22 protein-coding genes and 1 pseudogene are annotated in these 23,913 nt (G+C 68.2%); 10 read left to right on the forward strand and 13 right to left on the reverse strand.

Annotation, left to right across the window (positions count from 1 at the left end; translation table 11 throughout):
- Positions 1 to 23: 23 nt before the first annotated feature.
- The 3 genes from D472_RS0112475 to D472_RS0112485 all read left to right on the forward strand — a co-directional run bounded on the left by D472_RS0112475 (position 24) and on the right by D472_RS0112485 (position 2,350).
- Positions 24 to 785, forward strand: coding sequence for a LamB/YcsF family protein (locus D472_RS0112475; RefSeq protein WP_017604823.1), 762 nt, complete (start codon positions 24 to 26; stop codon positions 783 to 785).
- 96 nt (positions 786 to 881) lie between these two features.
- Positions 882 to 1,493, forward strand: coding sequence for a 5-oxoprolinase subunit B family protein (locus D472_RS0112480; protein WP_026117625.1), 612 nt, complete (start codon positions 882 to 884; stop codon positions 1,491 to 1,493).
- Complete coding sequence (locus tag D472_RS0112485; RefSeq protein WP_017604825.1) at positions 1,490 to 2,350, forward strand: 5-oxoprolinase subunit C family protein; 861 nt, start codon at positions 1,490 to 1,492, stop codon at positions 2,348 to 2,350. Before D472_RS0112480 ends, D472_RS0112485 begins: the two co-directional genes overlap by 4 nt.
- Before the next feature lie 237 nt (positions 2,351 to 2,587).
- Here the strand turns inward: D472_RS0112485 and D472_RS0112490 are convergent, their stop codons facing one another.
- The 6 genes from D472_RS0112490 to D472_RS0112515 form a co-directional block, all read right to left on the reverse strand.
- On the reverse strand, positions 2,588 to 3,211 hold the full coding sequence (locus D472_RS0112490) for a hypothetical protein (RefSeq protein WP_017604826.1): 624 nt from the start codon (positions 3,209 to 3,211) through the stop codon (positions 2,588 to 2,590).
- A gap of 128 nt (positions 3,212 to 3,339) precedes the next feature.
- Entirely contained in the window at positions 3,340 to 4,311 is a 972-nt protein-coding gene (locus tag D472_RS0112495) for an arsenic resistance protein (protein ID WP_017604827.1), read from the reverse strand.
- Positions 4,312 to 4,400: 89 nt separating this feature from the next.
- Positions 4,401 to 6,641: a glycoside hydrolase family 3 C-terminal domain-containing protein gene (locus D472_RS0112500; RefSeq protein ID WP_017604828.1), complete on the reverse strand. Its 2,241-nt coding sequence runs from the start codon at positions 6,639 to 6,641 to the stop codon at positions 4,401 to 4,403.
- On the reverse strand, positions 6,638 to 7,267 hold the full coding sequence (locus D472_RS0112505) for a TetR/AcrR family transcriptional regulator (protein WP_017604829.1): 630 nt from the start codon (positions 7,265 to 7,267) through the stop codon (positions 6,638 to 6,640). Before D472_RS0112505 ends, D472_RS0112500 begins: the two co-directional genes overlap by 4 nt.
- 237 nt (positions 7,268 to 7,504) lie before the next feature.
- A complete protein-coding gene (locus tag D472_RS0112510; protein WP_017604830.1) occupies positions 7,505 to 8,173 on the reverse strand; it encodes an enoyl-CoA hydratase-related protein in 669 nt (222 codons plus the stop codon).
- A gap of 610 nt (positions 8,174 to 8,783) precedes the next feature.
- A complete protein-coding gene (locus tag D472_RS0112515) occupies positions 8,784 to 9,641 on the reverse strand; it encodes an NAD-dependent epimerase/dehydratase family protein (RefSeq protein WP_026117626.1) in 858 nt (285 codons plus the stop codon).
- A 97-nt stretch (positions 9,642 to 9,738) separates the two neighbouring features.
- Between D472_RS0112515 and D472_RS0112520 the strand changes: the two genes are divergently transcribed.
- The 4 genes from D472_RS0112520 (at position 9,739) to D472_RS0112540 (ending at position 14,410) form a co-directional block, all read left to right on the forward strand.
- The gene (locus D472_RS0112520; protein ID WP_017604832.1) at positions 9,739 to 10,716 is read left to right on the forward strand and encodes an AraC family transcriptional regulator; all 978 of its coding nucleotides are present in this window, start codon (positions 9,739 to 9,741) and stop codon (positions 10,714 to 10,716) included.
- 53 nt (positions 10,717 to 10,769) lie between these two features.
- Positions 10,770 to 11,549, forward strand: coding sequence for a class I SAM-dependent methyltransferase (locus D472_RS0112525; protein WP_017604833.1), 780 nt, complete (start codon positions 10,770 to 10,772; stop codon positions 11,547 to 11,549).
- Between the two features lie 362 nt (positions 11,550 to 11,911).
- Positions 11,912 to 12,394, forward strand: coding sequence for a DUF1269 domain-containing protein (locus tag D472_RS0112535; protein WP_017604835.1), 483 nt, complete (start codon positions 11,912 to 11,914; stop codon positions 12,392 to 12,394).
- Positions 12,395 to 12,607: 213 nt separating this feature from the next.
- Positions 12,608 to 14,410, forward strand: a complete 1,803-nt coding sequence (locus D472_RS0112540; RefSeq protein WP_017604836.1) for an alkyl/aryl-sulfatase — start codon at positions 12,608 to 12,610, stop codon at positions 14,408 to 14,410.
- 148 nt (positions 14,411 to 14,558) lie between these two features.
- Here D472_RS0112540 and D472_RS0112545 read toward each other — a convergent pair whose 3' ends face one another.
- Positions 14,559 to 15,008 (reverse strand): GNAT family N-acetyltransferase, encoded by a 450-nt coding sequence (locus tag D472_RS0112545; protein WP_017604837.1) that lies wholly within the window; start codon positions 15,006 to 15,008, stop codon positions 14,559 to 14,561.
- 81 nt (positions 15,009 to 15,089) lie between these two features.
- Positions 15,090 to 15,926 carry a TIGR03619 family F420-dependent LLM class oxidoreductase gene (locus D472_RS0112550; protein WP_026117628.1) on the reverse strand — a complete coding sequence of 279 codons (837 nt, stop codon included), beginning with the start codon at positions 15,924 to 15,926 and terminating at the stop codon, positions 15,090 to 15,092.
- A gap of 377 nt (positions 15,927 to 16,303) precedes the next feature.
- On the opposite strand from D472_RS0112550, the gene D472_RS0112555 reads away from it, so the two are divergent.
- The 3 genes from D472_RS0112555 (at position 16,304) to D472_RS0112565 (ending at position 19,542) form a co-directional block, all read left to right on the forward strand.
- On the forward strand, positions 16,304 to 17,311 hold the full coding sequence (locus tag D472_RS0112555; protein ID WP_017604839.1) for an NADP-dependent oxidoreductase: 1,008 nt from the start codon (positions 16,304 to 16,306) through the stop codon (positions 17,309 to 17,311).
- An 86-nt stretch (positions 17,312 to 17,397) separates the two neighbouring features.
- Positions 17,398 to 18,222, forward strand: coding sequence for an aldo/keto reductase (locus D472_RS0112560; RefSeq protein ID WP_017604840.1), 825 nt, complete (start codon positions 17,398 to 17,400; stop codon positions 18,220 to 18,222).
- A gap of 432 nt (positions 18,223 to 18,654) precedes the next feature.
- Positions 18,655 to 19,542 carry an alpha/beta fold hydrolase gene (locus D472_RS0112565; protein WP_017604841.1) on the forward strand — a complete coding sequence of 296 codons (888 nt, stop codon included), beginning with the start codon at positions 18,655 to 18,657 and terminating at the stop codon, positions 19,540 to 19,542.
- Between the two features lie 61 nt (positions 19,543 to 19,603).
- Here the strand turns inward: D472_RS0112565 and D472_RS0112570 are convergent, their stop codons facing one another.
- The 5 genes and pseudogenes from D472_RS0112570 to D472_RS0112595 all read right to left on the reverse strand — a co-directional run.
- Positions 19,604 to 20,203, reverse strand: coding sequence for an HAD family hydrolase (locus tag D472_RS0112570; protein WP_026117629.1), 600 nt, complete (start codon positions 20,201 to 20,203; stop codon positions 19,604 to 19,606).
- 432 nt (positions 20,204 to 20,635) lie between these two features.
- Positions 20,636 to 21,607, reverse strand: coding sequence for a GNAT family N-acetyltransferase (locus tag D472_RS0112575; RefSeq protein WP_017604843.1), 972 nt, complete (start codon positions 21,605 to 21,607; stop codon positions 20,636 to 20,638).
- 365 nt (positions 21,608 to 21,972) lie between these two features.
- Positions 21,973 to 22,326: an antibiotic biosynthesis monooxygenase family protein gene (locus D472_RS0112585; protein ID WP_017604845.1), complete on the reverse strand. Its 354-nt coding sequence runs from the start codon at positions 22,324 to 22,326 to the stop codon at positions 21,973 to 21,975.
- 324 nt (positions 22,327 to 22,650) lie between these two features.
- Positions 22,651 to 23,478, reverse strand: a complete 828-nt coding sequence (locus D472_RS0112590) for an SDR family oxidoreductase (protein WP_017604846.1) — start codon at positions 23,476 to 23,478, stop codon at positions 22,651 to 22,653.
- Positions 23,479 to 23,686: 208 nt separating this feature from the next.
- Positions 23,687 to 23,913, reverse strand: a pseudogene (locus D472_RS0112595) (glycoside hydrolase family 6 protein); the annotation flags it as partial.

The raw sequence follows: 23,913 nt of genomic DNA on the forward strand, positions 1-23,913 counted from the left end.
CCGACACCGAAAGGAGAACCACCTTGCGCATCGACCTCAACTCCGACCTGGGCGAGCACTTCGGCCGCTGGGAACTCGGCGACGACACGGCTCTGCTATCCATCGTCACCAGCGCCAACGTCGCCTGTGGTTTCCACGCGGGCGACCCGTCCACCCTGCGCCGCACCACCAGGGAGGCGGCCGAGCGCGGGGTGGCCATCGGTGGGCACGTCTCCTATCGTGACCTGGTCGGATTCGGTCGACGCTTCGTCGACGTCCCGCCCGTCGAGCTCACCGACGAGGTGCTCTACCAACTCGGCGCGCTATCCGCCTTCACCTCCTTGGCGGGGCAGCGCATCCGTTACGTCAAGCCGCACGGAGCCCTCTACAACGCCATCGTCCGCAACGAGGAGCAGGCCACCGCCGTCGTCGAGGCCGTCTACGCCTTCGATCCCGACCTTCCCGTACTCGGACTGCCCGGTTCCCGGTTCCTGGAGCGGGCCGAGGAGGTGGGCATGCGCACCTACCGTGAGGCGTTCGCCGACCGCGCCTACACGCCCGAAGGCACCCTGGTCTCGCGTCGCGAACCCGGCTCCGTGTTGCACGACCCCGAGGAGATCGCCACCCGCTGCCTGCGCATCGCCAGGGGCGAGCCCATCACCGCGATCGACGGCACCGAGATCCTCGTCGAGGCCGACTCCCTGTGCGTGCACGGGGACAGTCCCGGCGCAGTGGGCATCGCCCGGGCCGTCGCCGCCCGGTTGCGACTCGAAGGGGTCACTCTCGCCCCCTTCACCGGCACCTGATCCACGATCGAGGAGAACCGGCCACCGACGTTTCCACCATCAGTGGGTCCCAACACCGCCGGGCGGGGACCCGCCCGGCCAGATTCGGAGCAGTCCTTGCGCGTCTTGAACTGCGCGGACACCGGGGTCCTGGTCGAGGTCGCCGACCTCGACCAGGTCATCGCCCTGAGCGCCGCATTGGAGGTGGCCCCGCTACCCGGCGTCACCGATGTCGTCCCAGCCGCACGCACGGTTCTGCTGCGGTTGTCGCCGGGCACCGATCCGGCCACGGTAGCCACCGCCGTCACCCAGATCCCCCTGACCACGGACGTCGCTCGGCGAGAGGGAAAGGCCGTCACCATTCCGGTGCACTACGACGGTGAAGACCTCGCCGAAGTCGCCGAACTCACCGGAATGACATCGGCCGAGGTCGTCCGTGCGCACACCGCCGCCACCTGGACCGTCGCCTTCTGTGGTTTCGCCCCCGGTTTCGGCTACATGGTCGGTGACGACCCTCGACTCCACGTGCCCCGCCGTGGCCAGGCCCGTACCCGGGTGCCCAAGGGGTCGGTGGCGCTGGCGGGAGGGTTCACCGGTGTCTATCCCCGAAGCTCACCCGGTGGCTGGCAGCTCCTCGGGCGCACCGACGTCCTCACCTGGGACCTGGAACGTGATCCGCCCGGCTTGCTGCGCCCTGGCGTACGGGTGCGCTTCGAGGAGGCCACGTGAGTTTTCTGGAGATCTCGGCCACCGGACCCATGACCACGGTTCAGGACCAAGGCAGGTTCGGGCACGCCGCCCTCGGGGTGGGCCGCTCCGGCGCCGCCGACATCCGTTCGCACACCTTGGCCAACCGCCTCTTGGGCAACCCCTCGGACGCCGCCACCTTGGAGGTCACCCTCGGCGGGTTGTGCGTGCGAGCCCGTGGCCCCGTCACCGTCGCGGTGACCGGCGCCGAAGCACCCGTACGCGTCGACGGTCGGAGCGTCGCCATCAACACGGTCCTCCACCTGCCCGACCACGCCGAACTCACCCTGGGCACCCCGTCCCGTGGTCTACGCTCCTACTTGGCCGTACGCGGAGGGCTGGACGTGCCGCCGGTGCTGGGTTCGCGCAGTACCGACGTGCTCGCCGGACTCGGTCCCGCGCTCGTGGAACCGGGCGATGTGCTGCCCGTGGGACCCGCCCCGGCCGACTTCCCCCACCTGGACCACGCCCCCGTGGCCCCTGTCGGCGCCGACCAGGTGGAGTTGCGGATCCGTTTCGGCCCTCGGCAGGACTGGTTCACCGAACAGGCGCACCGGACCCTGCTCACCGGCGCCTACGAGGTGACCTCCCGCAGCGACCGGGTCGGCGCACGCCTGGCCGGCCCCGTCCTGGAACGCTCGCGCGAGGGCGAACTACCCAGCGAGGGCATGGTGCCCGGTTCCCTCCAGGTCCCACCCGATGGCGAACCCGTCCTGTTCCTGGCGGACCACCCCGTCACCGGCGGTTATCCGGTGATCGCCGTGGTGTGCTCCGCCGATCTGCCCGAAGCCGCACAGGCCCGGCCCGGCACCCGCATCCGTTTCGTCCAGTGGAAGTGAGCAGACGAGCCTCCAGAACCCCTCCGGCCCGGCCGACCCGTCGTCCGGTCACGCCAGGGAGCTGTTCCACGGTGGACCGCGCGTCCCCACCTCCGGCTACGGCCTCGGGTACGCCCAGACCAACCTGCCGTGCCCGCCGCACGATCTCGCCTTCGACTCCTTGCTGTTCGCCCAGCGCGGCCCGAAGTCCTGCCAGGTTCCCTGAGTCACGTCCCGCCCCTCTTCTCCGAGCGTTGGTCAGGTGTCGCCGCCCTTGCCCGGGCGCAGACCCAGGCGACGCAGTTCCAGTTCGGCCAGCCGGGCCACCGTCGCCGACTCGTTCCGTTGCCAGGCAAGGGCCGGGTCCTCGTGCGCCGCCATGAGCCGGGTGGGAGAGGCCCAGGACAGTGCGCGCAACGCCAACAGCCGGGTGCGGGCCTCGGGTGCCAGACCGTTGAGCCGCTGGGTCGTAGTGGCCCGATGGATCCATCGAAGGCGCGCGGGCAGCCAGGTCGCGGCCAGCAGGAACAGCGGGAGCAGGGCGACCAACAGGGGCAGGGTGAAGGACAGTGAGGCCACCGACTCCTGGAAGGAATCACCCGCCGCGGTCAGGGAGTCGCCACTCTCGCTGAGGTTGGTGAACGGGGTGGCCAGGGCCTCCCCGGCCAGCGGGACCCGGCTGACGTTCTCGGCAGCCGTGTCCATGTGCTCGGTGAAGCCTTCTCCGGTGCTGCTCATCAGTTCTCCGGGCCGGTTCAAGGACTGGAGGATCTCGCGTAGCGAGAGCGCCGCCGATATCCACAGGAACGTCCAGGTCAGGGCGGCCAGATCGGAGACGAGTTGTAGACAGGCACGGACGGGGGTGTCGGCGTACAGCTTCACGAGAGGGCTCCCGGGGGTGAGGGTGGCTGGACGTGGCCCACCTGTCCGTTACCCGCTACGCCCCCTCCATACGCGGGACCGCCGCCGTGAGCGGCTTCTTCGTCCACGTTCCCGTGACCGCCGGGGGTTCAGCGGCCGGTGACACGGGTGCCCCGATCACGGACGCGCACGATCTGACTGAGCACCGCGAGCACCGGCAACTCCACGAGTGGGCCCACCACCAACGCCACCGCGATGAGCGGGCGGTCGGGGAAGGCCGCCACCGCGATGGCCAGGGCCACGGGGGAGTTGCGCGCCACGGTCGTCATGGTGAGGGTGACCCGCTGGTCACCGGGCAGCCCCAGCAGCCGGCTCACACCGACCGCCACCCATGGCATGACCAGGAAGAACGCCGCCAACGGGAGCAAGAGGGTCGCCAGGTCACCCAGGTGCGCCACGACCGTGCGGGCCTGACCGGCGAACATGGCGAACACCGCCACGTACAGCAGCGGTAGGACCGAGGCCGAGGCCGCCGACAGCAGCCCTTCGTCCCGCCACCGGGCGCCCTTCCAGCGCGAGGCCGACCACCGGGCCACCACCGCCAGGACCAAAGGCACGACCAGAACCAGCAGCACCGCTTCCACCAGGGTGCCGGAGCCGACCATCGCCGCCTCCCCGCCCAACAGCAGGACGTAGACGGGCAACAGCAGTAGTTGGAGCAGCAGGTTCACCGGCAGCACCGCGGTCGCCACTCCCAGGTGGCCCCGCGCCAGGCCGGTGAACACCAGGTACCAGTCCGTGCACGGGGTGACCAGCAGGAGGAGGAGCCCGATCCTCAGGTCGGGGGAGTCGCCCAACAGGCCCGCGCCGAGCGCCCAGGCGAACAGCGGGGTGAACACGAAGTTGAGCACCAGGCTGGTGGCCACCACCGTGCCTGCGTCGCGCACCCGGCGAACCTGGGCGGCGTCCACCTGGATGAAGACCGCGACCAGCATCAGCATCAGCGCGGGTAGCACCAGGTGACCGGCCACTCCACCGACCGGCCACAGCAGGCCGACCCCCAGCCCGAGGACCGCGGCCAGTGCCACGAACACACTCTGGAACTTCTCCGACGTGGACACGTTGTGGCTTCCCGAGCTTTCCGAACGTTGGGATGGGCGGTACGTCCACGGTATTCGGCCCGGTCATCCTCCCCGCCCACCCCCGAAGTTCAGCCGGTGATCTCTCCGCGTTCGATCGCCGCCCGCCTACGCGCTCGCACGTCGGCCACCAACAGGTCCACCATCTCCTCCGTCACACCCATCCCGAACGTGGCCAGAGCCACGATCGGCATCGAGTCCGCCATCCGCAGTAGCTCCCGTGGTACCGACTCCAACTCCGCCATCCCGGCCTGGATCTGGGCCAGGATCGGTCCACCGATCGCGTTCGCCCGCCACTCCTCGATGGTGGAACGCCTGGTCAGCGGCGGCACGAATCGGTCTCCCGTGCTGACGATCTCTCCGACCAGCCGGACGTCGCGCGAGGACGCCCCCACCGACACCGTGTAGGTACCCTCGGCCAACGACCACCGGTGGTGCTCGGGATCCCACGTGGACAGGTCACGCCCGTTCAACGCCAGCTCCACCCGTGTGCTCTCACCCGGCTCCAACGCCACCTTCGCGAACCCGCGCAGCTCCCGCACCGGCCGGGTCGGATACTCCTCCGCCCGGCCCGTGTACAGCTGGGCGACCTCCCGTCCGGCCCGCGCACCGGTGTTGGTGACGGTGAACGCCACCGTCCACGCGTCCCGATCGTTTCCGGTCACCTCCAGGTCGGAGTAACCGAACGTGGTGTAGGTCAGCCCGAACCCGAACGGGTGGGCCACCGGCCGCTCCAACGTGTCGAAGTGCCGATACCCCACGAACACCCCTTCCCCATAGCGCACGTGTCCGTACTCACCGGGGAAGTTCAGGTAGGAGGCGTGGTCGCTCAACCTCAGCGGGATGGTCTCGGTGAGCCGCCCCGAGGGGGACACCACACCGGTCAGCACGTCCACCATGGCCGCGCCTCCTTCCTGCCCCAACAGCCACCCCTCCAACACGGCGTCGGCGTCGTCCCGCCATTCGGCCACCGACACCACACCACCGTTGGACAGCACCACCACGACCCGCTCGCTCACCCGCCGTACCCGCGCCAGCAACGCGACCTGTTCGGCCGGCAGGTCGATGTGGGTACGGTCGAACCCCTCCGACTCCCATTCCTGCGGCAGCCCCAGGAACAGCACGGTGGTATGGGATCGGGAAGCCAGAGCCACCGCCTCGTCGGCCAGCTTCGGAGCATCGGTCCCGTCCAGGGTGAACCCGGGGGCGAACCGCACCGGGAACTCCTTCTCCACCGCGCCGAACGCCTCCAGCACGCTGGTCACCCGGGTCGGCACCACGTGTGAGGAACCCCCACCCTGGTAGCGCGGAGTCCGGGCGAACTCGCCCAGCACCGCCACCGAACGCCCCGAAGGCAACGGCAGTACCTCGTCCTCGTTCTTCAGCAGGACCAGCGCTTCGGCCGCCGCCTCACGGGCCAACGCCCGATGCGCCTCATGCTCGCGAGAACGCGAGGTGTCCGTGGCCACCCGTTCCTGAACCCTGGCCAGTCGTTCCACCACGGTGTCCAGTACCGACTCCTCCAACTCACCCCCATTCACCGCGTCGACGATCCGGTCGTCGGTACCGCTGGGTGGCATCTCCAGGTCCAGACCGGCGCGCACCGACTCCACCCGGTCCACCACGGCGCCCCAATCGGAGACCACCGCACCGTCGAAGCCCCACTCCTGGCGCAGCAGGGTGGTGAGCAGCCACGGGTCCTGGCCGGTGTACACCCCGTTCAGTCGGTTGTAGGAGCACATCACCATCGCCGGGTCGGTGGTGCGGACGACCTCCTCGAACGCGGGCAGATAGATCTCCCGCAGGGTTCGCTCGTCCACTTCGGAGCTGGAGCGCATCCGGTCGGTCTCCTGGTTGTTGGCGACGAAGTGCTTCACGCACGCCCCCACCCCCTCGGACTGGATGCCCTCCACCAGGGACGCGGCGATCCGTGCGGTGACGTGGGGATCCTCGGATACGTACTCGAAGTTGCGCCCGCACAGCGGCGAACGCTTGATGTTCATGCCCGGACCGAGAACCACGTCTACCCCCATGGCGCTCGCCTCGGCGCCCAGGGCCGCGCCGACCCGCCGCACCAGGTCGACGTTCCAGGTGGAACCGAGCGCGACCGCCGGTGGGAAACAGGTGGCGGGCACGCTGCCGCCGATGCCGAGGTGGTCGCCGTCCTCGTGTTGTTGGCGGATGCCGTGCGGGCCGTCGGCCAGGTGCAGGCGGCGCAGGACACCCGGGATCGGCGTACTGTGCCAGAGGCCGGATCCGGAGGTGGCCGAAGCCTTCGTGGCGAGGTCGGGGCGGGGGGTATCGGTGCTCATCCGGGCCTTTCGTCAGGTGGAGGGAGGGGGTCCGACGTGGTGATCCCGAGGGTGCGCAGGAAGGACACGACGGCGGCCCGCATGTCGATGGCGCCGGGCTCGAGGAGCCACTGCACCTGGAGCCCGTCCTGGAGGGCGATGAACTGCTGGGCGGCGACCTCGGGCGTGGGATTCGGGCGACCCTCGAGGAGGACGGCGAAGGTCGGGACGAGGTGCTCACGCAGGATGCGGTAACGAGCGAAGAAGTAGTCGTGTGCGGGGTGCGCGGGGTCGGTGGCCTCCGCCGATAGGTTGACGTAGAGCGATACCAGACCGGGGGTCCGGGTGTTGCGCTCCACGATCCTGACGAGGTTGTCGATGAGTGCGCCGTGGTTCGGTCCCACGTCCAGGACGAGCGGGGCGTCGATCGCGTCGCGCCTGCTCAGAACATGGATGAGGGTGGCCTCCTTGTTGGGGAAGTGATGGAGGACCCCGGCGTGGGTGAGTCCGGCGTGGGCGGCGATGTCGCGTAGGGAGACCGCCCGGTAGCCGGAGCGGGAGAAGAGCTCGCCGGCGGCGTCGATGATGCGCTCTCGGGTGCGTTCACCCTTGGTGGAGCGCTGCCGGGGATGCTCTGGGTCCGTCACGGCTCTCCTCACGCGCAGGCGTCCGAGCGTGCGGCCCCGGTGGATCGTTCCCTTGCTCATGCGCGCCGTACTCGAAGGCTGGGAACGAAACCTACCGCCTGGTTGGTTTGTGGTGCAAGGCACATCGATCGTGTCGGAGTTCGAGGCTCGTGGCTTGCGCTGGTCACGAAGAAGCCCTCCCCCCACGCTCTTTGATCTCGGGGGAAGGGCTCGGCTTCGGCGCGATGTCCGAAGGGGTCAGACGACCGGATCCGCCTGGCGCAGCAGCTCCAGGGCGGGGGCGTACATGCGGGACTTGATGGTGCCCATGGTGGCGCCGTCCTTGCCGGCCAGGGAACGGGCCAACTCGATGGCGGTCGGGCGGACCTCCTCCTCGGCCACGGCCCGGTCCACGATGTCGACCTTCGCGGCGTCCTCGCCACCGTAACGGCGTCCGGTCACCATGGCCTCGTGGGCGGTCCGCGGAGCCAGACGTGCCTGGATGAGCGCCGACATCGCCGGGGTGAAGGGAATGTTGATGTCGGCCTCGGGCAGGCACCAGAAACCACGGTCGGCGCGCATCACACGAAAGTCCTGAGCCAGGGAGAACATCGCTCCGGCGGCGAAGGTGTGACCCTGTAGGGCCGCCACGGTGGGCATCGGCAGGCAGAGCAGCCGCCCGAGCAGCTGGTGGACACTGGCGACGTACTCGTTGTAGCGATCGCCGTTGGCCATGAGCCATTCCAGGTCCAGGCCGTTGGAGTAGAACTTGCCGGTGGCGGCGGTGACCAGGGCGCGCGGGCCCTCGGCCTTCTCGGCCTCGTCCAGCGCGGAGTCGACCGAGGCGATCCAGTCCGGGTGGAAGCGGTTCTCCCCGTCACCGAGGTCGAGGACGAAGACCTCGTCATGGCGTTCGAGCGTGGGCATGGTGCGCTGCCTTTCTTCGTGGGCCGTGTCTTCGGCGACCCGCATGTTACTGGCCGGTAACTAATGTGATCAGCATAGACCAGACGGCTCCACCAAGACAGCCTGGGCGACCGCCCTTCGCCGGGGTGCAACAGGGCGAGGTGGACCACGCGGGCCGGACCTACGCGGAGAAGCTCTCGCCAGGCCGGCCGGCCTGCTCCCGGATCGTCTCGCGGAAATCGGTGCCCTCCACCTGCTCGCTGCTTCGTGCGCGGCCGTCTGCACCGTGATGGCCGGAGTGACCGAATCCGACAGCCGTCTTGCTCCGTTCCTACTCATAAGGCCTCCCCTGGGCAAAGTCGGAGCACTTGCGTTAGGGGAGATCGCTAGAAGTAGTGGGCGTGAGATCCGATGTCTTCGCAGGCTTGCCGGGAACGCCGTTCCTGCTGAAAGCGCAGGTACTGTGTACTGGATTTTCGAATCGAGTCCATGTCCTGGCACCCTTCAGGGGTGGAGTGAAACACATCACTCTGTCGGGTGATGTGGGGTGCGTGAGTGTCCTGCCGGTCGCCGACCCCACATGGGAACGCGGGTCCCCCTTCCGAGGAACCCGCGGGTAAGGTGCCGCCGATCATCCGCCGTTGTTCCACGGCCCGCTTGCGGCCGCCTTGGTCACGTACTCCTCGAATCCGCCGGCCGGGCGACCCAACGCACGCTCCACCCCGTTCGTGGGCCGGCTGTTACGCCCGTCCAGGACCTCCTCGAACAGGGCCACCAGCCCCCACCCCAATTCTTCTGGAGCCCCTTGGGAGGCCAGTCCGGCGACGAACTCCTCCGCCTCCACTCGTCGGTACTCCACCGGATGCCCCACCGCCTTCTCCAACGCTCGGCCCGCCTCGGCGAAGGACACGGCGCGTGGACCGGTCATCTCGTACGATTTCCCGGCGTGCCCTTCCTCGGTGAGCGCCCGTACCGCGACCTCGGCCACGTCGTCCAGGTCCACGAACGGCTCCGCGACGTCCGCCACCGGCAGGGCCAGCGTCCCGGATGACACGGCCGGCACGAAGAAGTGCTCGGAGAAGTTCTGCGCGAAGAAGGAGCAGCGCAGCACGGTCAGCCCCGGAAAGACCGCCCGCACCTCCTTCTCCGCGCGTTGGGCCGCCACCTCGCCCCGCCCGGACAGCAACGCCATGCGGCGCACCCCGTGTGCGGCGGCGCGTTCGGCGAACGCGGTCACGCTCTCGGCCGCCCCGGGAAAGGCCAGGTCGGGGTGATAGCACAGGTAGACCGCGTCCACCCCCTCCAGGACTCCGTCCCAGGTGCCGGGGGAGTGCCAGTCGAAACGCGGGGTGTGGCTCTCGGAGTGCCCCGAACGGGAACCGATCCGATGGTCGACGCCGCGCTGGGCCAAGAGGCGGGTGATGCGGCGGCCGGTCATCCCGGTGCCGCCGGTGACGAGGACTCGATGTGTATTGCCGTCGGTATCCATATCTCTAGTACAGCGCCCCGGTGCTGGACGGGACATGGTTTCTTTGCTGGAATGTATAAGAGAACGTCCAGAATCCATTCTGCTGGGAGGCGGACCCATGGACCCCCTCGTGCGCTTGATGGACGCCCCACGCGCCCGCTCCGCCTTCACCTTGCGCCTGGTGATGAGCCCACCCTGGTCCATCGACATCCGTGAAGGCGCGGCCCTGGACCTGATCGTGGTCACCGCGGGATCCCTGTGCCTGGACACCGGAATCGAACGTGTCGAGGCCGGCCCCGGGGACGTGCTCCTGGTCCGGGGGCCCGAGCCCTACGTGGTCTCCGATCGCCCTGGCCGGGCCCCCACCATCACCATCGAACCCGGCCAACGCTGTGTGTCCCAGGGCGGCGAAGAACTTCACCAGAGCATGTGCCACGGCGTCGGCACCTGGGGCAACGACGTCGAGGGCACGCACACCGCGATCATCGGTTCCTACGGGGACACCGGCGAGGTCGGACGCCTGGCCCTGACCGCGTTGCCCCGTCTGGCCCTCCTTCCGGCCGGCTCGGTCGACCCCGCCGTGATCCACCTCCTGACCCGTGAGATCACCACCGCCCGGGTCGCGCAGAGTGCCCTCAACGACCGCCTGCTCGACTGCGTCCTGGTCATGGCGGTCCGCGCCTGGCTGGAAACGCACCCGAACGCCGCCCCGAACTGGCTCAGTGCGCGCCACGACCCCGTCGTCGCCCACGCCCTGGACCTGATCCACGAACGCCCCGTCGAGCCCTGGACCCTGGACACCCTGGCGAGGGAGTGCGCCGTCTCTCGCGCCACCCTGGCCGCTCGCTTCCAACGCTCGGTGGGCACCCCGCCCATGACCTACCTGCGGACTTGGCGGCTGACCTTGGCCTGCGATTTGTTGGTCACCGAACCGGACCTGGGGCTGGAGTCGGTGGCCTCCCGAGTGGGTTACGGTAGCGCCTTCGCGTTCAGCACGGCCTTCAAGAACCATCGCGGGGTCAGCCCTTCGCGGTACCGACGTACGCGTCAGGCCCACGCGGTGCCGAGGGTGGGCTCTTCCCCTACGCCTGCCTGAGCGCGGCGACCCTAGGATGTGCGGGCACCGATCCCCACACGGAAGGGCGCCCGTTGAGCGACCGAACCCAGGCCTTCACCGGACTCGCCGAGAACTACCGCATCCACCGGCCGGATTATCCCGCGCAGGCCATGGAGGTCCTGCGCGAGTACGTACACGACGGTGCCACCGACGCCTGGCCCCACCCCCGGCTCCTGCTCGACGTCGGTGCCGGAACCGGCATCTCCACCCGTGCCCTGCGCTCCGCCTTCGGTCCTGACCCCCGCGTGGTCGGCGTGGAACCCGGACACGACATGCGCCGAACCGCGTCCGAGGAAGAGGGGGTCGAGTACGTGGACGCCCGAGCCGAGGAGATCCCCTTCCCGGACGCCTCCGGTGCCCTGGTGCTGGCCGCCCAGGCCGTCCACTGGTTCGACCGTCCCGCTTTCTACGCCGAGGCGGTCCGACTCCTGCTGTCCGGTGGCGCCTTGGCCGTGATCAACAACGACCGGGAGCTGGTCGACAGTGCGTTCATCGACGACCACGAGACGCTGCTGGAGCGCTACAGCCCCGGCTACGACCGCCACTACCGCAGCTACGACCTGGTCGGGGAGCTGAACGCCACCGAAGGGCTGAGCGGTGCGATCGAACACACCTTCGGTTGGGTCCGGGAACTCACTTCCGAGGGCTACCTGGGCATGGCGATGTCCTCCAGCAAGATGGCGGCCGCCGCCAGGGAGATCGGTGAGCGGCGTCTGCGAGCCGAACTGCGGACCATCGCGGACCGGCACTTCCCCGACGGCCGTGTTCGAGTGCCCTACACCACCCGGCTGGTGATGGCTCGCCGCACCTGAGCCCGTCGAATCCGAGCTTTTGTAACGGGTAGATAACGGGGGTGGGTGGAAAAGGAGAAGCGCGTGGAACTGACACCGTGGGGCCACCTGATCGTCACCGCCGCTGTTCTGGCCTGGGGATACGTCCTCTATCGGCTGGGGGGGCGGCNGTGCGCCGTCAGGTGCGCCGTGAGCGTGATCCCGATGATCCCGGACCCGGCCCCGGTGGCCCTCTCAATGATTGGTGAGGTTTTGCCGGATCTGTTCCCCGTGCTGACCTTGCCCACGCCACCCCTGGGAAAGGCTCCCGACGACAGGTACCGAATCCGGGATCGGGGCCCAAGAACCCGGATGGGGAACGGACGTTGGGGGACCACACGCCCATGGCGCAGCTGATCGTACTCGGGGTGGCCGATCGAGACACCGCCGAGAAGGCGCTCGACATCGCCTCCGAACTGAACAAACAGGAACTCCTCCGGCTGGAGGACGCCGCCTACGCCTACAAGGACGACAAGGGTCGTCCCCGTATCCACCAGACCTTCGACCTCACCAAGTACGGTGCGGCCGGCGGGGCCTTGTGGGGGACCCTCATCGGCCTGCTCTTCCTCAACCCGCTCCTGGGATTGGCGGTCGGTGCCGGTACCGGTGCGATCGCCGGGCGGCTCAGCGACGTCGGGATCAACGACGACATGATCGAACAGATCGGTTCCGAACTCCAACGGGATCGCGCCGCGGTCTTCCTGCTCGCCCACGACACCACCATCGACCGTGTCGTCGACGCCTTCGTACCGCTGAACCCCACCGTCATCCGGACCAACCTGTCCAAGGACGACGAGCGGGAACTGGTCGAGGCACTTCGTTCCTGACCCCCTCGTGTGCCGAAGGCCCCGAGGTCCCCTCAAGCCGTCGGTGCGGGCCACCCGCACCGACGGCCTTCCGTTCATGGGCCCGGACGGCTCATCGGTGCCTTGGCCAACACCTGGGTCGGGGGTTGCGCCCCACTGAACGCCCCACCGTGATCATGGTCCGTACGCATGGAACCGCCCCGCCGGCCGGCGTCGGTACGACGAGGAGAAGTGATGATCGGCAACGGACACCAGCGCTCGGGCACCGACGACTTCGCCGACGCGGACCGTGGCTTCCTCGCACGGCTGGAACCCGGACAGATCAAGGACGAACAGGGACGGGTGGTGTGGGACGCCGACGCCTACGACTTTTTGGAACAGGACTGCCCGGACACCGCCCACCCCGGCCTGTGGCGGCAGTCCCGGTTGTGCGCCAAGCAGGGACTGTACGAGATCACCGAAGGGATCTACCAGGTCCGAGGCCTGGACCTGTCCAACATGACCCTCGTGGAGGGAGACCAGGGCGTCCTGGTCATCGATCCTTTGATCTCCGCCGAGACCGCGCGTGCCGGCCTGGAGTTGTACAAGTCCCAGCGTGGAGAGCGTTCGGTCAGTGGAGTGATCTACTCGCACTGCCACGTGGACCACTTCGGTGGAGTCGGCGGGATCACCACCGGCAACGTGCCCATCCTCGCCCCCAAGGGTTTCCTGGAGCACGCCCTCTCCGAGAGCGTCTACGCGGGGGCCGCCAGAGCCCGTCGGAGCATGTTCTACACGGGCGCCTACCTGGAGGCCGGGCCGCGTGGCCGGATCGGGTTGGGGCTGGGGCAGGCCGGGTCCAACGGCACGATCACCCTCATCGCGCCCAACCGGGACATCACCCGCACCGGTCAGGAGGAGGTCGTGGACGGGGTTCGCATCGTCTTCCAGATGACCCCCGGCACCGAGGCACCGGCGGAGATGAACTTCTACTTCCCCGAACACCAGGCCCTGTGCGTTTCCGAGAACGCCACCCACAACCTGCACAACCTATTGCCCCTGAGCGGCGCCCCCGTCCGGGACGCTCGGATCTGGGCGAGCTACCTCGATGAGTCCCTCGAACTGTTCGGGCGTGACTCCGAGGTCCTGTTCGCCTCCCATCATTGGCCCATGTGGGGTGCGGACAGGATCACCGTTTTCCTGAGCGAACAGCGTGACCTGTACTCCTACCTGCACGATCAAACGGTTCGGATGATGAACCAGGGGCTGGTGGGGGCGGAGATCGCCGAACGCTTCCAAATGCCGCCCTCCTTGGAGCGTGCCTGGCACACCCGTGGCTACCATGGTTCGGTCGAGCACAACGTCAAGGCGATCTACCAGCGCTATCTGGGTTGGTTCGATGGCAACCCCGCCCACCTTTGGGAGCATCCTCCCGAGGAGTCCGCACGCCGATACGTGGAGTGCATGGGCGGAGTGGAGGAGGTGATCCGTAAGGCCGAGGGATACCTGGCCGACGGTGACCTCAGGTTCGCGGTCACCCTGCTCAACCACGCGGTGTTCGCTCGGCCCGAACACGATGAGGCTCGGGCGGTCCTGGCCGGGGTGTACGAACGTCTGGGGTTCGGAGCCGAGAACGGTCTGTGGCGTAACTTCTACCTCCAAGGGGCAGCCGAACTACGTCGGAAGCAGCGGGCTCCGGCCGCACGAGCCTGGACCGGGGTCAGTTCGGCGCTGTCGGTGAAGCAGCTCTTCGAATCCGTGGCGATCCGCGTCAACGGCCCCAAGGCATGGGACGAGTACTTCGTCATCGACTGGAGGTTCGACGACCTGAACACCACGTACCGGACCGTGCTCTCCAACGGCGCGCTCACCATTCGACAGAACCCGCGCTGGGGCGAACCCGACCTGACCGTGGACCTGAACAAGTTCCGCTTACTGCGTCTGCTCGTGGGCAAGGGCATGGAAGGGATGGAGTTCTCCGGTGACGAGTCCCTGGTGGGGCGGTTGATGGGTCTGTTGGACGAACCCGACCTCTCCTTCGACATCGTCACCCCCTGAAGGACGCGGGGAGGCCCATCCGACGATCTGGAGCCCAGGTACGATCCCCGACGCCGCAACGCTCCGGTCATGGATTCCGGAAGGCGCCACCCTCCCACCGGAGCCTGTTCGAATCGGTGGCCGCGTCGAGACCGGCCGGCACGCCGGGTCAGGTGAGCCGCTTCTTGAAGCCCAGGTGGGTGCCCGCGTACCCCAGGCGCTCGTAGAAGCGGTGGGCGTCCTCACGGGCCAGGTCCGAGGTCAACTGCAACAGCGCGCATCCTCGTTCGCGGGCCTGGCCCTCCGCCCACTCCATCAGCTTCGCGCCCAGACCACTACCACGCTCGTCGACGTGTACTCGCACTCCCTCCACCTGAGCGCGGGTGGTGGCGGTCCGCGACAGACCCGGCAGCACGGTCAGCTGGAGGGTGCCCACCACTCGACCATCCCTACGGGCCACCACCAGGTGCTGGTGGGGGTCGGCGTCGATGACTTCGAAGGCCTTCAGGTACGGGGTGAGGTCCTCGGGTGTCTCCCGAGCGGCTCCGAGGGGGTCGTCGGCGAGCATGGCGACGATGGCCGTGACGTCCTCGGCGCGGGCGCGTTCGATGGTGAGCATGAGCCCAAAGTACGCGAAGGTGCCGCTTTCGGTGGGGCAGGGCCCTGAGTTCACCGAAAGCGGTCCACCACCCGGCGTCGGTCAACGCAGTGCGGCCGCGAATCGCGCCATGCGCTCGCCGAACCCCTTCTCCTCACCGAACCACACCGCCACCGAATCCGCTCCGCAGGCCGCCAACGCGCGGAAACGTTCGACCGCTTCCTCGAACTCCCGCTCACCCCCGGTCCAGGACATGCGCACACCGGCCCGCACGGGACGATCGGTCAGCCCGCGCAGCCGGTCGCGGGCTTCCCGGAAGGCCTCGGGCTCCGGATCCAGGCCCTGCCACTCCTCGGCCCACTCCGCCGCCCGACGCAGCGCGGCCGGTGAACCCCCGCCCACCATCAACCGGATCCGCTCCGCAGGCCTAGGTGCGAACACTCCCTGCTCGTAGGAATGGAACCTGCCCTGGAAAGGGCCCTCACCCTCGAAGAGATGCCGCAGCAGGGCCAGCATCTCGTCCGTGCGGGCGCCCCGGGTACCGAAGTCCGAGCCCAGCGCGGCGAACTCCTTTCGGGACCACCCCACCCCCACCCCGAGTGTGAATCGACCCCGCGACACCCGATCCAGGGTGGCGACCTGTTTGGCGAGGACGAAGGGATCACGCATGGGCAGCACCAACACCGACGTGCCCAACCGAACCCTGTGCGTGCGTGCCGCCAGGTAGGCCAGGGTCACCAGAGGTTCGTACACGCCACCGAAGGTCGTCCCGTAGGGCTCGGGGGGAAGCAGGTGATCGGGCAACCAGAGGGTCTCCACCCCCAAAGCTTCGGCCCGTACACCCAGGTCGACCAGGGTTGATACGGGCATGTCGGGCGACTCGTCGGGCAGCACCACTTGGAGGCGGGTGCCGCTCAAGGGTTCGGGTAGTTCGCTCATGCGGCGACGGTAGTCCTTGACACCCAAAGGGCAAGCCCTCAAGAGCGGGGCGGAGCAGGTGGTCGGGGAGAGGCGACCAAGGCCCGTTTCCCCTCCCCGGCCGGCGCCTCGACGTGGCCACGGTCTGAGCCCTCACGTGACTCGGCGTGATCGAACGAGCCGGCGAGTGCGTGCCCGGCGGTGCCACCGGGGCCGCCGCCATGGCCAGGGGCCCACGCCGGTCCGGCGCGTCGAACCATCCGGTGGCCGAGCGGGCGGGGAACCTCACAGGACGCCCTGAAGGGTCTGACTGGGTGTAGAACGCCGTTCGGGTCTACGCTCGAGTGCGTAGTCGCGTTCGGTGACCGATCGAACCCACCGCACTCAGGGGGAGAAGTATGCCTGTTTCCAAGGAAGTCCACCTCGTGGCCCGACCCGTCGGCGAGCCCGTACCCGAGGACTTCGCCCTGGTCGAGACCACCGTCGGCGAACCCGCCGAGGGGCAGATCCTGGTCCGTAACGACTGGTTGTCGGTCGATCCCTACATGCGCGGGCGCATGAACGACGTCAAGTCCTACGTCCCCCCGTTCCGGCTCAATGAGGTCATGGACGGTGGCGCGGTCGGCACCGTCGTGGCCTCCCAAAGCCCAGACGTGCCCGTCGGCGCGACGGTTCTTCACTCCCAGGGGTGGCGCCAGTACGCCCTCCTGGACGCCGCACGCGCGCAGGTCGTCGACACCGAGGTCGCGCCCGCCCAGGCCTACCTCGGCCCGCTCGGGATGGTGGGCCTCACCGCCTACGCCGGTCTGACCGCCGTCGCCGAACTCAAGGAGGGCGACGTCGTGTTCGTCTCCGGAGCCGCGGGTGCGGTCGGCAGCCTCGCCGGGCAGATCGCCAAGCGACTCGGCGCCTCGAAGGTGATCGGTTCGGCGGGCGGTCCCGAGAAGAAGCGCCGCCTGCTGGAGGAGTTCGGTTACGACGCCGCCATCGATTATCGCGAGGGCGACTTGGAGGGGCAGTTGGCCGAGGCCGCCCCGGAGGGCATCGACGTCTACTTCGACAACGTCGGCGGCGATCACCTGCGCGCGGCCATCCAAGGCATGCGTGTCCACGGTCGCGCCGCCCTGTGCGGGGCCATCTCGGTCTACAACGCCACCGAACCGGTCCCCGGCCCGGACAACCTCTTCCTACTCGTCGGCAAGCGGATCAAGCTCCAAGGGTTCCTGGTCGGTGACCACGGTGACCTGGCCCCCGAGTACCACGGGCGGGCCGCACAGTGGCTCAACGAGGGTGGCCTGCGCTTCGAGGAGACCGTGATGGAGGGGATCGACAACGCGGTCGACGCTTTCCTGGGCATGATGCGTGGAGCCAACACCGGCAAGATGCTCGTGCGTCTGCCCGCCTGAGCCTCCCTTTCACACGGACCGCCCCACACCTGGCCGTGGCGTGAACCGTCACGGCGCACACCCCACACCGTCGAAAGGCGTCACCCTTGCAGTACGTCACGCTGAACAACGGCCTCACCATGCCCCAGCTCGGCTTCGGGGTCTGGCAGGTCCCCGACGAAGAGGCCTACACCTCGGTCAAGACCGCCATCGAGGTCGGCTACCGCAGCATCGACACCGCCCGCCTCTACGACAACGAAGAGGGCACCGGCCGCGCCATCGCTGATTCCGGAGTGGCTCGTGAGGACATCTTCCTCACCACCAAGCTGTGGAACGCCGATCATGGCTACGACAAGGCCCTGAAGGCCTTCGACGCCAGTCTGGAGCGTCTGGGTACCGACTACGTCGACCTGTACCTGATCCACTGGCCGACCCCGGACCGCGACATGTACGTGGACACTTGGAAGGCGTTGGAGCGCGTCTACTCCGAGGGTCGCGCCAAGGCCATCGGAGTATCCAACTTCACCGCCGAGACCTTGGAGCGTCTGATCGGTGAATCCGAGGTCACCCCGGCCCTGAACCAGATCGAGCTGCACCCCTACTTCTCGCAGGAGCGGATGCGCGCGCTCAACGCGGAGAAGGGACTGCGCACCGAGGCATGGAGCCCACTGGGCCAGGGCAAGGGCCTGCTGGACGAGCCGGTCCTGACCGAGATCGGTGCCGCCCATGGCAAGACCGCGGCCCAGGTGGTGCTGCGCTGGCACCTACGGCTCGGCAACATCGTCATCCCCAAGTCGGTGACCCCCGCCCGGATTCGGGAGAACTTCGACGTGTTCGACTTCGAGCTGACCGCCGAGGACCTGGAGCGGATCGACGGCCTGAACCGTGATGGTCGGATCGGGCCGAACCCGGACGAGCTCAACAGCGCCTGAGGAAGGGCTCGAAGGGGTGCCGGGACTCCGGAAGGATCGGGCGCACGCCTTCGCGGTGTGTGCCCGATCCCGTGAGGGCGGTGCCGGGGCTCGTTGAGGCGGATCCGGCCACCGATGGAGTCAGCAATCCGATGACGTGCTGTCTTCGGAGGGCTCTGTGATTCGTGTCGTGCCGGCGAGGGCGGAAGTAGACGTCGACGGGAATCGATGGCCGTTTGCGGACGGGATCCTTCACCCTCACACCAGGGCCAACACGCCCAACAGTGGACGCTTCGTCATGGGTACGGGGCTCTTGGTGGCCCCTGTCCGGTGACACCTCTGGGATACTCCACCCCTGGAGTGGCGAGGGGCCCAGCAGAGGCGTACAGTCCTTCTGGTGCGCCGGGAAGTCAGGACGGCGAACACCTTCTCTCTCTAAGCGAAACCAGACCTATGACCGTCGTTCCCCTTCGCGCCGCGCGTGTCTATCGTTCCGAGAACGCCGAGCGATCCGTACACGCCTGGTGCCACAAGGCCCTGAGCCGATGGCCCGAACTCGGACCCCTTCCACCCGTGCGGACCCGACTGGGTCCCACACAGGTCTTTCGCGCCTCGGGTGGGCCCGGGACCCCCGTTCTGGTCCTGTCGGGAACCAACTTCAACGCCGCCACCACGGTTCCCGCCGCCCGTGCGCTCGCCGCGGAGCGGCCGGTACTGCTGGTCGACCTTCCAGGACAACCCGGTCTGAGCTGTAGCAGGCGGACCGCCGGCTCCGGGATCGGAACCTATGGTGCGTGGCTCGACGAACTGCTACCGCACATCACCGACCGTCCGGTCATCGTCCTGGGTCATTCCCGAGGCGCCGCGATCGCGCTGTCATCGACTCCGAACCCGCTGGTCGCCGGCCTGATGCTGCTCAACCCCGCGGGGTTGACCGCGGCCGGTGTCAGCTCGGAGTCGATGCGCGCCACCCTGCCGTGGATGATTCACCCCAACGAGCAGACCAGCGCCCGCCTGATCGAGTTCCTCAGCGGTCCGTCCACGGACATCGACTGTGAGGAGCACCGGTCCGAGGCGGAGTGGCTGACCCTCGTGGCCCGCCATTGCCGCACTCACTCCAATCCGACCCCGCTTCACGCGGAGTTCTTCAGGGCCTGGTCCGGTACGCCGACCATCGTGGCCACCGGGTCGCACGACCCCTTCTTCTCACCCGCACGACTACACGGGCCGGCCCGACGTTTCCTCGACGCCCAGGTCCACGCCATCGAGGGCGCCGGTCACCTGGCCCTGTACGAACAGCCCGAGAAGGTCGCCGAACTCCTGCGCGAGTTCGACGCCTGATCCGGCGGTCGAGCCGCCCGTGAGGCCGCCGCGGGGTGCCAGGTGAGCACCGCCAAAGGCCTCACGCCCACTCCACCGCCCGTCGTAGTTCCGGCACCGACCTGAACAAGTGTGCCCGCATGCCCAATTCTCGGGCGGCCGAGATGTTGGTGGCGTTGTCGTCCACGAACAGGACGTCCTCGGCCGGTACCCCGAGCCGTTCCAGGCACCAATCGAAAGCGGGCCTCTCGGGTTTGGCGGATCCGATCCGGCAGGATAGTCCCAGTACCGGGAACAGGTCGAAGACGTGTTGGAACCGTTCCTCGAACCGCCTGGCCAGCTCTTCGGGGATGTTCGACAACAACCCCAAAGGCGTACCCGCCTCGGCCAGCCCTCGGACCACCTCGACGGTCTCGCCGTTGATCCGGGACCAGCTGTCCAGATCCAAGGCGATCAGTCGTTCGGCCTCCTCGGAGGTGAAGGGCGTGCTCAGGCGTTCGCCGACCGCCTTCCAGTATTCGTGGCCGCTCTTCTCGCCCCGATCATAGGAATGACGCCAAGCCCAGTAGGCCTCCCAAAAGGGACCGTGCTCGTGCCCGGAGTACTCCACCATCTGCGCGCGGACCGTTGGTGATTGGTCCATGGCGACCACACCGAACATGTCGAACAGCACGGCTTTCACAAGCACTCCCCAGGCTTCGAGGTCGGATACGAAAAAGCTCCCTACCCGTGAGCGGCTCCCTCGAATCCCCTAGTGGTGCATCGTTGGCTTGCTCTTCCCTTCTGGGGGTGGGGGTGCCGAAGGTGGGGGTGCTTGGGCTTGTTGGGCGAGTCGTGGGGTGGTTTTCCCCTTTTCCCGATCGCGTGATGGTGGTCGCCCCCCTGTTCGCGGTGATCTTGCTTCCGGTAGCCATATGAGCGCTCACGTAGCTACCGGGAGCAAGATCACCGCTGGTCTGCTGTGCGCGGGGTGGCCCCCGGCGAAGCCGGTAGGAGACGAACCTACGCGGACTTCGACGCTACGGTGCGGCGGAGCCGGGGGTCGGGACACTCTCGAGTACCTGTGGACGCCCCGGCTCCACCCGTCCGCCAGGGACTCGTGCCACGGACGGGTTCAGGAGGTGTGTTCCAGGGAAGGCCGGTTCCACACCATGGTGATCACGGCGCTGGTGGTGTCATAGCCCGCTCGATGGAAGGCCTGGGCCATCGGCCGGTTGCCCACGTCCGTCGCGGCCTGGATCCGGTCCATACCGGCCTCGCGGAGCACCCGGCCGCCCTCGGCGAGCAGATCGTCGATGTAGCCGTTGCCGCGATGCTCGGGGAGCACGGCTACGTAGGCGATGATCGGGTTGCGGGCGTTGCGTGCCGGAATGACGAAACCCACCGGCTCCCCGTCGGGAAGTGTGGCCACCCGCCACCACGAACGCGGCGTGGTGTAGCGGGCGAACTCGTCCTCGAAGTTGTCCGCGGCGACCTGTGCGGCGCTCTTGTGCCGTAGGTCCGAGCGGTCGTGGGCGTCCAGGGTGCCCTCCAAGGCCCGGGTCATGAGGCCGAGGATGTCCTCGGTGCTCTCGATCTCCCGGAACCGGAGTCGGTCACCCGGAACGGTGATCGGGCCACCGTCACGCCATTCCAGACGTAGCCGTTCGGTGAGCAGGGAACCACCGGTACGTTCCAAGGCCTTCATCAGGTCTTGGACCATGGCCCGCTGGGCGGGGTCCTCGTTCCAGCCGGTCGGCAGGAACCGCAGGTATTCGGGCCAAGCGGCGTCTTCCTCGAAGGTGGCGGCGGCCGCGGTGCGCACCAGGTGCTCGGCCACCTCCACCCGGTCCAGGTCCGGGTCCTCGACCACGTCGAGGACGTCCAACAGGAAGGGGTGGTCGTCCTGGGCACGGGACCACCAGGCCAGGCGTGCGATCAAGCGGTCGCCGTGCAAGGCCACCCACATCCAGTGGGCGCGGCGGCGACCCTCCTGCAGATCCACGGGGAACTCGTGGTTGAGGAGGTAGGGGAATCGGTTGAAGAGCTCGAGCTCCTCGGGACCGGTCAGGGGACGGATGGTCAGTTCGTTCAAAGGAACGGTCAAGGCGACACCTTCGGTGTGTGCGCCCAGAGCCGGGTCAGCGCTCGGTGGTGACCTCGGAGGGCGCGGTGATCACGGTGAACATCGGATGCGCCTCCCTTCACGTCATGGGCCGACACCGTCGTTCGGTGCGGCGGACCATTTATAGCGCACGCTTCTTCGGCCCCGCAAGGACTTTTCGTGCCTTGCCCGTTCACCGTGCACCACCGACGTAAAAGCCGTTGCGGCATCGAACACGACGCCTCGATGCCGGGCTCATCGGGGAACGGATGGCCCAGGCCACCGCCTCCTCCCGCATCCTGGTGGAGGCTCGCAAACCGGCGTGATTTCCCCGGTCCGGCGCCCGACCGGACCGGAGCGATGGGTGCTCAGCCCTTCGCGGTCACCTGCTGGACGACCTCGAAGCCCCAGATCTCGCTGTCGGTCGCGGCCGGGCCACCGTGTCCGCCGTGCGCGTGACCGTCCTTCTGGGCCTCCGCGGCGGCCTGGGCGTGCCCCTTCTTGAAGGCCTGCCCCTCGACCCAGTTCTGGAAGTCCTCCTCGGACCGCCAACGGGTGTAGACGAGGTACTTGTCGGTGCCCTCGACCGGACGCAGTAGCTGGAACTCCTCGAAGCCCTCCTGGTTCTCCACCAGACCGGCGCGCTTGGCGAAGCGCTCCTCCAGGGTGGCCCCCTCGCCCTCGGGAACGGTCAGGACGTTGAACTTGACGACACTGGTCACGGGTGCTCCTCCAAGCGGTTGGAAACCTACTGAGGCCAACCTAAGGGACCCTCCCGGCGTGCACGCTTCCATACCCGCGAAACGACGTGATCGGAGCCGAGGCAGGGTCTTGTGCCCCGGCTCCGGGGCACGCTACGTGCGTGAGGCTCGTCCGACGTCTCAGGAGTCGGCGTTCTCGGGGTCGCCCGCCGCGCGTCGCCCTGTGCTCCCGGTTCCTTCGACCACCACGATCTTCGGGGCAGCACCGTTTTCGATTCTTCTCGGTCGCGCCTTCAGAGCGTTCATGGCCCGAGCGCCCCGGTGGAATCGTCCGAAGGGGCCGGTTCAGCGCAGTCCGTGCTTGCGGGCCACGATCCGCAACATCACCGAACGCGGCAGCAGTCGGCGTAGTGCGAAGACCAGGGGTGCGTTGCTGCCCACCGCGTACAGCGGACGAGGGGAGCGTGCCTCGACCGCCCTCACCACGGTCGTGGCCACCTTCTCGGCGGAGACGCCCTTGGCCTCGTTGGCGTTGAGCGTGTTCACCATGGTGCGGTACTCGGCCTCGAACGGGGACCCCTCGCGCACGTACTGGGTGCGGCGTTCACTGATTCCGGTGTTGATCGACCCCGGTTCCACCGTGCTCACCCCTACACCGAACGGGGAGACCTCACGCCGGAGCGAGTCAGAGAACCCCTTGATCGCCGCCTTGGTCGCCACGTAGGAGGACCGGTAGGCCAACGGGAAGCTGGCCAGCATCGAACCCACCATCACGACCCGGCCGTACCCGCGCGAGCGCATTCCCGGCAGCAGTAGTTGGGTGAGGTGGACCGCACCGAACACGTTGAGCCGGAACACCCGCTCCACCGCGTCCATGGGCAGTTCCTCGAAAGGCCCGTTCTGGCTCTCTCCGGCGTTGTTGACCAGGACGTCCACCTCACCGGCGGCGGCCGCACACGCCTCCACCGACGCGTGGTCGGTCAGGTCCAAGGCCAGGTATTCGACCCCGGGGATCGGCGAGGTGATCTTTTCGGGGGAGCGGCTGGTGCCGTACACGTGATGACCCCGCGCGACCAGGGCGGTGGCCACCGCGGCACCGATTCCGGAGGAGGCACCGGTGACCAGCGCGGTACGACGTGACGGGGAGGAAGGGGACACGGACGAGGAGGACATGGTGGAGCCCTTCGGGACGGAGAGGGGAGGGTGAGACCTACTCCACAGTAATCAACCCTGACCGAAAAAGCCCGGTCGGGGCGGTGAGCACGGCCTCACCACCCCGACCGGGAGTCATGCGGTGGGCGCCCGCCCGCCCGTGAGGGCGAGCGGGCACCCGACCCCGGGAGGGCTCTGGCCCATCGGTCCTACGGTGTCCACCTCGTGTTCACTGGATCGGTGGGTGGGCGTTGGCGAGCAACTCCTGGAACTGGGCGGAGAACCAGTGCCCCGAGATCGGAGCGTTGGGCAACGCGCCGCTCATGCTCTCACCGTTGCGCGGGTTGCCCTCATAGGTGGGATCGCACATCCGGTCGAAACCCTTGCCCTCGTCGTTGGGGATCTCTTGGCTGGAGCCGTCGGACTCACCCGGAGGCTTCATCCACACATAGGCAT

It is taken from the genome of Nocardiopsis alkaliphila YIM 80379, from assembly GCF_000341005.1.
GTDB lineage: Bacteria > Actinomycetota > Actinomycetes > Streptosporangiales > Streptosporangiaceae > Nocardiopsis > Nocardiopsis alkaliphila.